Source organism: Ruegeria sp. R14_0 (assembly GCF_017743975.1).
In the GTDB taxonomy this organism is placed as follows: Bacteria; Pseudomonadota; Alphaproteobacteria; order Rhodobacterales; family Rhodobacteraceae; genus Ruegeria.
In genome coordinates this window covers 340,317-353,270 of record NZ_JAGHRC010000004.1, presented here as the reverse complement: position 1 = coordinate 353,270, position 12,954 = coordinate 340,317, and the positions used below count along the sequence as shown (strand labels likewise).

9 protein-coding genes are annotated in these 12,954 nt (G+C 60.7%); 4 read left to right on the top strand and 5 right to left on the bottom strand.

The window, feature by feature from the left end; translation table 11 throughout:
• Positions 1–8 precede the first annotated feature (8 nt).
• Genes J7416_RS13915 through J7416_RS13895 form a run of 5 tightly spaced genes read right to left on the bottom strand, consistent with a single transcriptional unit; the run spans position 9 to position 9,318 of the window.
• Positions 9–1,679, bottom strand: a complete 1,671-nt coding sequence (locus J7416_RS13915) for a thiamine pyrophosphate-binding protein (RefSeq protein ID WP_209225527.1) — start codon at positions 1,677–1,679, stop codon at positions 9–11.
• 4 nt (positions 1,680–1,683) lie between these two features.
• Positions 1,684–4,095, bottom strand: coding sequence for an FAD-dependent oxidoreductase (locus J7416_RS13910; RefSeq protein ID WP_209225526.1), 2,412 nt, complete (start codon positions 4,093–4,095; stop codon positions 1,684–1,686).
• A complete protein-coding gene (locus J7416_RS13905; RefSeq protein WP_209225525.1) occupies positions 4,095–6,491 on the bottom strand; it encodes an FAD-dependent oxidoreductase in 2,397 nt (798 codons plus the stop codon). The genes J7416_RS13910 and J7416_RS13905 overlap by 1 nt, the downstream gene beginning before the upstream one ends.
• Complete coding sequence (locus tag J7416_RS13900; protein WP_209225523.1) at positions 6,488–7,777, bottom strand: aminotransferase class III-fold pyridoxal phosphate-dependent enzyme; 1,290 nt, start codon at positions 7,775–7,777, stop codon at positions 6,488–6,490. The genes J7416_RS13905 and J7416_RS13900 overlap by 4 nt, the downstream gene beginning before the upstream one ends.
• Positions 7,774–9,318: a trimethylamine methyltransferase family protein gene (locus J7416_RS13895; RefSeq protein WP_209225521.1), complete on the bottom strand. Its 1,545-nt coding sequence runs from the start codon at positions 9,316–9,318 to the stop codon at positions 7,774–7,776. The genes J7416_RS13900 and J7416_RS13895 overlap by 4 nt, the downstream gene beginning before the upstream one ends.
• A gap of 120 nt (positions 9,319–9,438) precedes the next feature.
• Between J7416_RS13895 and J7416_RS13890 the strand changes: the two genes are divergently transcribed.
• The 4 genes from J7416_RS13890 to J7416_RS13875 all read left to right on the top strand — a co-directional run bounded on the left by J7416_RS13890 (position 9,439) and on the right by J7416_RS13875 (position 12,939).
• A complete protein-coding gene (locus J7416_RS13890; RefSeq protein WP_247744284.1) occupies positions 9,439–10,317 on the top strand; it encodes a LysR substrate-binding domain-containing protein in 879 nt (292 codons plus the stop codon).
• Between the two features lie 166 nt (positions 10,318–10,483).
• Positions 10,484–11,047 (top strand): MarR family transcriptional regulator, encoded by a 564-nt coding sequence (locus tag J7416_RS13885; protein ID WP_209225518.1) that lies wholly within the window; start codon positions 10,484–10,486, stop codon positions 11,045–11,047.
• Positions 11,048–11,089: 42 nt separating this feature from the next.
• The gene (locus tag J7416_RS13880) at positions 11,090–11,791 is read left to right on the top strand and encodes a DUF4166 domain-containing protein (RefSeq protein ID WP_209225516.1); all 702 of its coding nucleotides are present in this window, start codon (positions 11,090–11,092) and stop codon (positions 11,789–11,791) included.
• A complete protein-coding gene (locus J7416_RS13875) occupies positions 11,788–12,939 on the top strand; it encodes a saccharopine dehydrogenase NADP-binding domain-containing protein (protein WP_209225514.1) in 1,152 nt (383 codons plus the stop codon). Before J7416_RS13880 ends, J7416_RS13875 begins: the two co-directional genes overlap by 4 nt.
• Positions 12,940–12,954: the final 15 nt, after the last annotated feature.

Sequence of the window (12,954 nt, the reverse complement as noted above, 5' to 3'; positions counted from 1 at the left end):
CAATGCGCTCAGGCGTCTTTCTGCGGCGATTTGAACAGATCCTTGCGCAGTGTCATAAGCGCACCGGGATCAATTTTGGCCTGAATGACAGTTGTTTGCCCGGACTCTATGGCCTCTGTCAGTGCCGGTCCCATGCCGCCCGGACCATCAACCCAGATGCCTTTGCCACCGCATAGTTCTGCGAATTTGTCATAGCGCGGGCTTTGAATTTCGGCGCCCAGCAGACGGCCGCCATAGAACTCTTGCTGATAGGCTTTCTCGGCCCCCCAGGCCTGGTTGTCCAGAACTACGATAACCACTGGCAATTCGTTCGAAACGGCGGTTTGGATTTCTATCATTGAATAGCCCACAGCGCCATCGCCCATGATCGCCACAACCGGTCGATCCGGCGTTGCCGCTTTGGCACCAATCGCGGCAGACAGGCCAAAACCGACCAGACCAAAATCGAGTGGCGTGATCAGTGACATTGGCTCGTAATGAGCAAGGCGGTCGGCAGCCTGAAGGCAGGTGTTGCCGGTATCCAGCGTGACGATCGCGTTTGTGGGCAGCGCCTCGCGCAGCTCGGCCAGCGCGCGGCGGGGATGCATCGGCAGAGTCTCGATTGCGGCCTCTTCCGCGCGTTCGGCCCGCAGACTATCCATGTCGGCCTTGAATTGTGCGCGCCAAGCATCGCAATCAGGCTTCGTTGCCGCGGTCAATACTTCAGCCGTCAGGCGCGCATCGGCTTGCACCGCGATCTCGGCGGGGAAGTAACGCCCGACCGCCGATCCATCGATGTCCACTTGGGCGATGCGGGTCTCGGCCCCCACGTAATCATTACTGTGGAAGGTCGAGTTGAAACCCAGCCGCGCGCCCAGAACGACCAGCACATCGGCTTCTTTCGTCAGACGGCTGGCGACCCGGTTGCCGCGTGGCCCAGCTTGCCCCGCAAACCACGGATGGCCGTGGCGCATTACGTCGGCATGACCGGTCGAGGCGACGACCGGTATCTCCAACGCCTCTGCCAAAGCAGTCAGGGCGTCGCGCCCCTGGCCCCACTTGAAACCGCCGCCTGCAAAGATCACCGGGCGTTTTGCGCCTTGCAAAAGATCCGCAATCGCGGCCACGTCTGCGGGCGACGCAGGTCCGGGGCGGGCGATGTTCACCGGCGCAGGCTCAATTGCGGGCATCTCGGCCGCAAACAGATCGCGCGGCACGTGCAAAACGACCGGCCCACGACGGCCCGAGTTGGCCAGCCGGATCGCATCTTCCAGCATGGGCGCAAGGCGCGACGGGTCGGTGACCATGACCGAGCGTTTGCAGATCGGGGCAAATAGCGCCACCTGATCGACCTCCTGAAAAGTATCCTTGTGTTGATCGGCCCGCGTGACCGCCCCGGCAATGACCACCAGCGGGGAATAGGCCAACTGTGCCTCGGCCACGGCCGTCACGATATTGACCACGCCCGGCCCGGCCTGCGCGCCCAGAACGACGCCGGGCTTGCCGGTCATCCGCGCCCAGGCATCCGCCATATGCCCGGCAGCACGCTCATCACGCGCACCGACATAGGCAACCTCGCCGCCCTGATACATGGCGTCATAGAGTTCCAGCATTGAACCACCCAACAGCCCGAACACTGTGTCGATCCCGTTGGCCTTGAGCACGCGATAGACGGCCTCGCCGCCAGTGATGTTGGTCATGGTCTTAGTCCTCGGATCGGGGGCGCAGGTTCTGCGGGTCAAAAATGGCGTCGTCATGAACGGTTACAGGGATTGAGCGGTTCAGGATCTGCACGCTCAGCCCGTCGCGCGGGGTTCCGTTTCGCACGAACAGCCAGCCAAGCGATTTTCCGACCGTGTACCCGTACCCGCCCGAAGTGGTCAGACCAACGGGCGTGCCGTTCAGCAAAACAGGCTCTCCGCCGTGAATATCGATGTCGTCGGCATGAAGTTCGGCGTAATACAACCGCCAGTCCGGGCGGCGGGCCAACAGGGCGTCTTTGCCGACAAAATCACGCTCCTCGGCGCGCACAAAGCGGTCTAACCCGACGTCGAACGGGCCGACATCGGTGGTCAGCTCACCGCTTGCGCGATAGGCTTTTTCCATCCGCATTCCGTTGAACGCATAAGAGCCCAGATCGACCAACCCATGCTTGGTGCCAGCTTCGAACAGCGCATCATAGAGTGCCGCGATCCGGTCCAGCGGCGCATGCAATTCCCACCCAAGTTCACCGACAAAGGACACGCGCAACGCATAGCACGGGATGCCTGCTACTGCGATCTCTTGCCCCGACAGCCAAGGGAAAGCTGCGTTGCCGAGGTCCGCTTCTGTCAGCTCTGCCATGATCCGGCGCGCGGCAGGGCCGGACAGCGCGAGCATCCCCCAATTGGATGACAGATTGGTCATCTGGACGTCTTCGCCGGGGCGGATGTAGGACTTGATCCAGTCGAAATCCGGGTTTGCGCGCGCAATGGCTGAGCCGGTGAAATACCGATCTTCAGCGATGCGCCAGATGGTGATCTCAGTCTCGAACCGTCCTTTGTCTGTCAGCAGATGGTTCAGGCTGATCCGCCCGTCACGCGTCGGGATTTTGTTGGCCGACAGCCGGTCAAGCAAAGTGCCCGCATCCTTGCCAGTGATCTCGAACTGGGCAAAGGCGCAGAGGTCGATAACTCCGGCAGCGGCGCGCGTGGCCTTGGCCTCGGCCATAGCGTTGACGTGCCAGTTTTGGTGGCCCCATCCGATCTGTTCAACCTCACCCACCTGACCGAAATAGCGCGGGCGTTCCCAGCCCGCCACTTCGCCGAATACCGCGCCCTTGGCGGCCAGCCGGTCATAGAGCGGGTGGCGGTTCAGCGGGCGCAGGCTTTCGAATTGTTTGCCGGGGCAGGGCGTGTCGTGGCGGCGCATGAACTCGTCTTTGGTGCGCTCGACGATGAAAGTGTCAGTGCTGAAGTCTCCGTAACGGCGTGGGTCCATGCCACGGGTGTTGATCTGGGTTTCGCCGTGTACCATCCAGTCGGCCAACACCTTGCCAGCCCCGCCGCCCCAGGCGAGGCCAATGGACGACCCGCAGGACAGCCAGACATTCGGCGCGCCGGACGGGCCGACCAGCATCCCGCCATCCGGCGTATGGGTGATTGCCCCGCGCACCACACGTTTGATCCCCAGATCGGCCAGAATGGGCATTTTGTCGAAGGCCACCATCAGAAAATCGCCAATCGAGTCGTAGTCGGCCTCAAACAGCTCATTCTCTGCCGCCCAGGGCGCGCCCTGCGGCATTTCCCAGACCGTGGGGCAGACATGGCCCTCGTAGATGCCGATCAGGCCCGATTTCTGTTCCTGTCGGATATAGCCGCCAAAGGCATTGTCGCGCATGACCGGCAGTTCGGGGCGGTCCAGAAACTCGGGCACCGTATCCGTGACCAGATAGTGATGCAGGCATGACACCGACGGGATTTTCAGGCCGAACCACTCGCCGACCTGATTGGCATAAGACCCTGCGGCGATCACCACGTGTTCGGCCAGCACATCACCCTTTTCGGTCTTCAGCAACCACATGTCTCCCTTGCGCGAGGCTCCGATGACGCGGTTGTGCCGCTCGATCTTTGCTCCGCGCGCGCGGGTGGCGGCGGCCAGCGCCACGGTGACGCCGGATGGGTCGATATGGCCGTCTTCAAAGGTTTGAACTGCAGCCTTGATGTCAGAGGTTCTGTAGAACGGATTGCCTTTGGCAACGTCGTCCGGCCCGACCAGTTCCATAGGCAGGTCCAGCAGTTTCCCGACACCCATGATCGACTTCATCCAGTCGACTTCGTCATTCGTGGTGGCGATCCGAAAGCCGCCGACCTCGTGCCAGCCGATGCTTTGGCCGGTTTCCGCCTCGACGCGCTTGTAGGTCTCGATTGAGGTCTTGTTGATCCAGCCCGCGATCCTGCTGCCGACGGCATGGGCGATCTGACCTGCGGCGTGCCATGTCGACCCGGAGGTCAGCTCGGCCTTTTCGAACAGGATCGTATCGGTCCAGCCGTTTTCAGCCAGCTGGAATTGGGCCGCAACGCCCATGATCCCGCCGCCGATGATGGCAACCTGTATGGTGCGCGTGGTGTCAGTCATTAGAACGCCTCTTTGGCGGGTTTTAGCGCCGCACGGGCGCTGTAGCGTGTGCAGGCGATTTCGACTTCGAACCCTGCGACGACCCTGTTCGCGGCCAGTTGATCGAGCGGCGCGTTGATCATCGCCAGTGCAACAGAGCGCCCGAAACGGTAGCTCCACGCGGCCGAGGTTATTTGCCCAACGACCGCACCGCCAAAGTAAACCGGCTCGTCATGGATTGGAATCGCATCCGGGTCGTCGAACAGCAGCGATACAATCCGGCGCGCGGGTGTGTGATCGCGCAGCGTCTCTTCCCCGACAAACCCAGTGCCCATGGCGCAGAACGCACCCAGACCGGCCTCATGCGGCGTGGTGCCGGGGGTCAGTTCATGGCCGAAGGCACGGAACCCACTTTCGATCCGCAAACTGCCGCTGGCATATAGCCCCGCATGACTGGCCCCGGCGTCCAGCAGTGCCTCATAGGCGGTCATGGCCATGTCGGTGGGAATGTACAGTTCGAAACCTTCTTCGCCGGTAAAGCTCAGTCGCCCGGCCCAGCCCCGCGCCAGCCCGATTTCCACCGGCGCGAAGTGAAAGCTCTTCAGGTCAGGCACGGGTGTGTTCGAGGTCGCTCGCAACACGGCACGCGCCTTGGCACCTGCCAAGCCCAGAATGGCATAACCGCTGGTCACGTCGGTGAACTCAACGCGGAAATCACCGCGGGTTTCGCGTATGCGCTTGAGGTCGCGCACGACTTCGCCCGCACCGACGATCAGCAGATAGGTCTCGGACCCGTGACGCTGCACTGTGAGGTCGCTTTCCACCCCGCCGCGCGCGTTCAGGATCTGGGTATAGGCGATACGCCCTTCGGGGATGTCCATCTGCGCCGCGCAAAGATGGTTGAGAAACGAGCAGGCATCGGGGCCCTGCACCATGATCTTGCCAAAGGCGGATAGATCCAGAATAGCCGCCCCATTGCGGCAGGCTTCGACCTCAATCCCAACCTGAGCGCGCCACGCGGGCACACCGAATGACAACGGGAAATGCGCGGCCTCGCCGCCGAAATGCACCGCCCGTTCCCAGCCACCCCGGCTTTCGAACTGCGCGCCCGCCGCAACAAGCCCGGCGTGAATGGGCGAACGCCTCTGACCACGCGCCGTCTCCATTGCCCGCCCCGGATAGGGGTTGTCATAGTGCCGGCCCAGAACCTCGGGGATGCGGGCCTCTAACGCGTCCAACACGTTCATTTCGGGGCTAAAGCGGCGGATGTCAGCCTCGTTCAGCTCCATCGTCGGCTCGCCCGCGATGATCCATTCGGCCATCGCCTTGCCCGCGCCGCCGGCCAGAGCGATGCCGGTCGAGTTCATGCCACCCATCAGGAACAAGCCCGGCACTTCGGGGCTTTCGCCCAGCATGAACTGGCTGTCGAGGGTGAAACTCTCGGGGCCATTCAGCAGCATTCGCACCTCGGCTCGCTCCAGTGCAGGAATTCGGCGCAGGGCGTTTTCCATCATCGGCATGAAGTGGTCCCAGTCCTCGTCCAGCAGATCAAAGCTGAAATCTGCGGGCAGGTCGCGGGTGGAAATTCCTTTGGCGTGGGGTTCGAAACAGCCCACCAGCAGCCCTTCGACATCGTCGCGCGCATAGAGGAACGCGTCCTGATCGTTGAGTGTCGGCAGATGTGCGCCCTTGCCAAGCGCCTGCACCTCGGCCAGCGGTTTGGTCAGGATATAGAAGTGTTCGCACGCATAAAGCGGCATATGCGCGCCCGCCATCGCCGCCACTTCGCGGGACCAAAGACCACAGGCGATAACCACTTCGTCGGCCTCAATCACATGGTCCCCGACCTCGACACCCGAGATGCGCCCACCCTTTTTTTGCAGGCCCGTCACGGCGGTATCCTCGAAAATCTGAACCCCTCGTGCCCGTGCACCCTTCGACAGCGCCAGCGCCACATCCGAAGGGTTCACCCGACCGTCCGCAGGGGACCAGACCGCTCCGATCACGTCATCTGTTTCGATCAACGGCCAAAGCTGTTTGGCGCGGGCGGCATCGACCACTTCGGCCTCTAACCCAAAGGCACGACCAAGCGAGACCTGCCGCTTGATGTTGGTCAGACGGTCCGGATTGGTGGCCAGCGTCAGCGATCCGGTTTGGGTCCAGCCGGTGGCCTGGCCCGTCTCGGTTTCCAGCGCGCCATAGAGGTCAATCGAGTAGTTGATCAGCTTGGTCAGCGTCGCCGAAGGCCGCAGGCGTCGCACCAGCCCGGCCGCATGCCACGTGGTCCCCGAAGTCAGCTTTGAGCGTTCCAGCACCACGATGTCTTTGCGCCCCTCTCGGGCCAGATGATACGCGATTGAGCAGCCGATGACGCCGCCACCGATCACAACGGTGCGCGCAGCTGAGGGAAGGGTCATTGCACTACTCCGTCGCGGATCATGTCGCAAAGAGTTGCGTGGAACGCAGCCAGAGCCTCGTCGATCAACTCGGGCGTATGGGCGGCAGAGGTCAGACCAGAGGTGTAGGACATAATATCCACCCCGCGCGACAGCATACCGTCGCGATAAGCCTTGACGGTTGGCTTGGGCAGCCCTCGGATTTCCGCCGGGCTGAGCCCGTCCACGCTTTCAGCACCAAAATAGACATGGAAGATCGAGCTTTCGCCATAAGCGATACCAGCAACTCCAAGCTCTGACATCGCAGCGTTTATGCCATCCCGCATTCGCGTGGCCATGGCATCGGCCTGCGCCTGCGCATCGCCGCTGGCCAAGAGGGGCATCGCGGCACAGGCCGCCGCCGCCACCAGAGGTGAGCCGTTGAACGTCCCCTTGTGACTGACAGCCGGACCCAGCCCATTGCGTACCGTGGCATTGCTCAACAGTTCCATGATCGTCGCGCGACCGCAAAGGGCACCCCCCGGCAATCCGCCGGTAACGATCTTGGCCAGAGTGGTAAGGTCCGGAACAATCCCGTCTCGGGCCTGTCGCCCGCCGGGTGACCAGCGAAAGCCAGTGATGATCTCATCGAAGATCAGCACCACGCCAGCCGCCCGCGCCACGTCATGCAACGCCCGAAGCGTATCGGTGGACATAGGCACGCAGCCATAATTCGCGCCGGATACTTCAATGATGACCGTGCCAATACGTTCGTCCTGCAGCGCACTTTCCATCGCCTGAGGGTCAGCGGCGCAGATGTGGACCAGATCATTGATGGCATCCGGAATCCCAAGCGACGGGGCCTGTTCGCTGCCGGGTTTGGCCCCTTTTAGCGCATGATCGTGCCACCCATGAAAGTGACCATCCACGCGCAATACATGATCCTTGCCGGAATAGGCGCGTGCCAATCGCAGGGCCAGCATCGTGGCCTCGGTGCCCGACGCGGTAAACCGGGTCAGTTCGGCAGAGGGATACAGGCGATTGACCCACTCGGCCCATTCGATCTCTGCTTCATGACAGTCAGCGCAGAAAATCGAACGCGCAGCCTGTCTTTGTATCGCGTCTACAATCGTCGGATGGCAATGCCCCAGCATCTGGCTGGCGCTGCCCATCTTGAAGTCAACGTATCGCCGGCCTTCCCGGTCCCATTTTTCGGCCCCCAAGGCGCGGTCGATGAACACAGGATGCGGATCGCGGTAACGCAGCTCATGGCTGACGCCGCCCGGCAAAGCGGTTCGCGCGCGTGTACTCAGATCTTGGTTTTTCATTCCGATCGTCCCATCTGTGCCCGCGTCAGGCGAATGTCGAACCGTTGTCGCAGCGTTTGATCCACAGCATCCGGCAAATGGTCTGGGAAATTGGTGCTCAGAATCTCGCGTGTCTTTTCGCGTGCAACATCGCCGACACGCAGTGCACCGTCATCTTGCCAGTCTGCGGGGGCGCGGCGATCACCGATCTCGGGGTAGAAATAGTCCGATTTCATGCGGCTGAACGTGTGTTGTTCGCCTAGATAGTGGCCCTCGCCACGGCACACTTCGGCAATGACATCTGCCGCTATGTTGTCCGGCGTCGCCTCAATGCCCCGGATCGTTCGCAGGATATTGCCCAACAGATCGTTGTCACTGACATAAGCCGCGTGGCTGACACCCAGAAGGCTGGACATCATGCCCGCCGCTTGCGTGATCAGGTTGGACCCGGCATGGGCCGCCATCGTCACCGCCAGAGCCTTTTCGGCGCCGTATTGCGCATCCAGGCGCTTGGAATCCGTTATCCCGGCAATCGAACTGGTCGGCAGATTCCAGCGCCGACCCATTTGCGCGGCACCGGCCATCAGAATGGCCTGTTCACCGCCTCCGCCGCTCATCGAGCCGGTGCGCAGATCGGCGACCAGAGGCTTGGGGGCAAAAATGGCTTTGGCCTCGGGATCAACCAGACGGGCGAACACAAGGCCCGCCAGCGTCTCGGCCACGGCCTGCACCAAAGACCCCGCGATTGTGGCCGGGCTGGTGGCACCCGCCTGACCTGCGCTGATCAGCTGAACGGGAAAGCCCGCCTCAATGGCCAGTTCCAGAACCTCACAGGCTTCTTCGGCGAACCGCATCGGTGGAACCACGTGACACACCATCACTGTCAGAAATGGCCGGGCCCGAAACGCCGCCTCACCATCTGCGATACTATAGCAAAGCGCGGCGATCTCGGCGACATTCTGAGGCTCGGTAATCGAGGTCGAGACATGCTTGGACGTGCCCGCCAGACAGGCATAGGCCGTGTTGATGTCCAACAAACTGTTGTCTTCGATGTCGCGTGCGACAACCGACCGGCTGAAATGGTGTATGTTGTCCATCGTGTCGACAATCCGAGCGGCGTCGTAGAGATCCTGCAGCGAGGACTCGCGATATTCATGTGTGTCCAGATCAAACACACCCGGCGCCGCGCCGCCGGTCGACATATGAACCCGCGCCGCTTCGATGATCAGGTCATTCTCGGGCCGTTGCCCGCACAAGCTAAATCCACGCTGGGCACCGTCGATCGCCCATTTGACCAGATCGCGCGGGAACAGCAACCGGCCGTCCGCAGTCATGGAGCCGCCTGCTGCAGTGACTTTTTCAATCATTGACGGGATGGCCTGGCTCAGCCCCAGATCCTCAAGGATCGTCAGGGCCGCTTCTTCGACCCGCGTCTCTTCCTCGGGCGACAGGGGTTTCAGACGCCCTCCGACTACCCCGGGCCAAACAGGGGGGCTGGGGTCAACCTCCGATCCTTGCATCAGGCGTTCTTTGCGGCCGCGCCGGCGGTTTGTTTTGGACATCGACTCATGAGCTCAGGTTCATTCGGCGTTACTTTGCCCGAATAGTAACCTTATTTACAAAAGCAACTTTCTCATCGAATAATGAATAAAACTTATCAATAGGTTCTGATGAGACCTTCTTTGCCAGCACTACGCGCCTTTGATGCTGCCGCCCGGCAAGGCAGTTTCCGGGCGGCCGCCGAAGACCTTTCGGTGACGCCGACAGCGATCAGCCACCATATCCGTGGTCTGGAAAGCCAAATGGGGCTGACGCTGTTCGAGCGAGAGGGGCGCGAGGTTGCCCTGACAGAACAGGGCAGGCGGCTTGCCAAGGCGACGCGGCAGGCCTTTGGGCTTTTGGATGATGCCGTTCTTGCCTTGCAGAACAGTGCGCGCAAAGCTGTTCGCGTCTCGGCTGGGCCAATCTTAACCGCCCGGTGGCTCATGCCGCAGATCAGTGATTTCTGGGAGGCGCACCAGGACGTCGAACTTGAAGTCGTCCCCTCATTCCAGCCCGGAACGCACAGCCGGGAAAACGTTGATATCGTGATCCGCTGGGATCGTTTGGCAGGGGCGGATGAGGCCGCCATCAAGCTGTTGGAACTAAACCCAGTCGCGATTGCATCCCAAGATTTTCTCACCAAACATGGACCGATCAAGCACCCCGCCGACCTGCTGGAGCTGCCCTTGCTGCATCAAAAAAACCACTGGGGTTGGCTGGATTGGTTTGCTGCGATGGGTGTGCCTTTGGATCAGCCACTGCAGGGTCCCGTGTTTGAGGATGCGAATGTGCTTTTACGTGGCGCCGCTGAAGGACAAGGCGTGGTGGTTGGTTGGCGGCCACTGATCGATCAGGATCTGTCGGAACATCGGGTCGTTCGCGTCTTTGACGAGAGCATTGCCCCAACCCACGGATACTTTCTTGAGGTGCGAGACGGCAGGGAATCGCGACAGGAAGTGCGCCAAGTGGTCGAGTGGTTGACGAAGGGGGTGAAACCCGACGCAACCGCGCGCATGTGACGATCATCCGGACTTAGAGTGGTCGCCGTCTGATGTAAAAATCGTATTATTTTTCAGCGCTTTCGTGCGTTCACCAACTTACACGCCGCAACATCCGCTCGGGATCAAAGGTTCAGGAAACAGATTTAGTCTTGATTTTTGCACTGTTTGATCTGATATTTCTGTCATGACAGAAATAATAGACATAACGAAATCCAACGCCGCTAGTCAGTTTATCCTGTACTGGGGTGACATGGGCAATCAATGGGGGGTCAATCGCTCGGTCGCGCAGATTCATGCGCTGCTCTATCTCAGCGCCAAACCCCTTAATGCCGAACAGATCGCCGAGGCTTTGGGCATTGCACGATCCAACGTGTCCAACTCGCTCAAGGAATTGGTGAGCTGGCGGCTTATCCGCCGTGTTCCCGTGCCCGGGGACAGGCGAGAGCATTACGAGGCCGAAGTCGATGTCTGGGAAATGGGGATCCGTATCGCGCAAGGACGCAAGGAACGCGAGATTGATCCCGCCACACAAGCCCTGCGTGCCTGCGTGGCGCAGGCTGAAACCGAAAGCGGGCTGGACCCGATCGCGTTGAAGCGGATGCAAGACATGCAGGACTTCCTTGCGACGGCTGACACCTGGTTCCGCGACATGCTGACGGTTCCCCGTCCCAAGCTTGTGATGTTGATGAAAATGGGCACTAAAGTTGTCTCTCTCCTCAATTTCACCGGAGGAAAAAAGAGCGGCTAAAAAATTTTGACATCTAATTTCTCTTGCAACGGAAATAACAGAATGCTCGAAAGAAAACCTTTATCCGCACCGCCCGGCCTTAAGTCGTCTCAAACGAAAACTGATACGGCCAGTTGCAGGGACGATCGGTTCAAAACCCTGCTGGGTGTCACTGCATGGGCGCGTTTGCCTGCGGAGATTCAACGCCGTTTCAGCAAGCGATTGATGGGTGACGCCAGCCTGGCCTATCAGGGCCGCGTGACCCAGATGCGGATGAACCCCGTTGGGCGCGCACTGGCCTTGGCTTTGCGCGCACTAGGTGCGCCGTTGCCGTTTGACCGCACCTCTGTCGGTCGATCCGCCGTGGTGACCGTGACCGAAGATGCGGCGACCGGCGGGCAGTATTGGATCCGGCAATATGGTCGGGCCTCCGGTTTTCCGCAAATGGTTGGCAGCTCTAAACGGTTTGCAGGGCCAACCGGGTTGGAAGAATACATTGGTTTCGGCATCGGCATCTCGTTGCGGCTGAAAAGCACCTCAACCGGCCTATACTTTGTCAGCGACCGGTACTTCGTGAAGCTGGGCCGGCGGCGCATCTCATTGCCGCGGTGGGTCTGTCCGGGCGAGTTGGTTGTGGGCCACGAAGAACTGGGCGGTGGGCAGTTTCGGTTCACCTTGGAACTGGCGCATCCGCTGTTCGGGGAACTGATCTGGCAGGACGCAGTATTCCACGACGCCGAGATTGTCGGAGGTGTGCTTTCATGAACGTCGTGATTATCGGCGGGTACGGGGTTTTTGGGTCCCTGACCGCGCGATTGCTGGCGCGCGACGGCCACCAACTTTGGCTGGCCGGGCGGCACCCTGAAAAGGGCCGCGCTTTGGCGCAAGAGCTTGGGGCGCAAACGCTGGCGGTGGATATCGGTAAGGCACCAGAGGATTTGTTCGACGCCCAACCGGACGTGGTCATCGATGCTACTGGTCCCTTTCAACACTACGGCAGCGATCCCTACAGGGTTCCAAGGCTCTGCATCGCTCAGCGCTGTCACTATCTGGACCTGTCTGACAGCGCCAAATTCACCCAAGGTATCGCAGCCTTGGACACCAAGGCCCGCGCCGCAGGTGTCTTCTCGCTTTCTGGCGCATCCAGCGTGCCGGGCCTGTCTTCGAGCATTGTTGCGGATCTGATCTCAGACCTTGACGAGATCGACCTTATCGATATCGCAATCCTGCCAGGCAATCGGGCACCGCGCGGCATGTCCGTTATCAAAAGCATCGTCAGTGGGGTCGGGCGGCCCTATCACATGTGGCGCGACGGTGGCTGGCAAAGGGCCACCGGTTGGACTGATCGCAAGCTGTACCAACTGGAACCGGGCCTGAAACGCGCCGGATACAGCGTGGATGTTCCCGACATCGCGCTGTTTCCGAAATGGACTGGCGCAAAAAGCGTTGTATTCCGCGCCGGGCTGGAGCTTTCGGTGATGAACCGGGCTTTGCAGTTTCTGGCAAAGCTGCGGCAACACGGCCGCTTTGATGTACCAGAGATGGGTTACGCGGGTCTCTACCTGCTTTCCAAAGCGCTCTATCCCTTTGGGACCGACCGTGGCGGTATGGTGGTGAGCGTTTCCGGTAAGCTGGGCAAGCAGAGCGTAACGCGCCAATGGAAGCTGATCGCTGAGAATGGGCACGGACCCTTTGTGCCAGGGGTCATGTGCCGCGCGCTACTGAGAGAACCCGACACCATAAAGGCCGGTGCGCGTCCCTGCCTCGCAGAGTTGCCACGGACTAAGGTCGAGCGCGCAATGACCGATCTGGAGATCCGAATTGAGGCCTCCGAAGTGCGAGATCAACCTGCGCAAAGTTACGGACAGTCAGGCGGGCAGAGCCACCATATGATTGACCCTGCAGCCCTCTGAACGCAGCTGCATTGA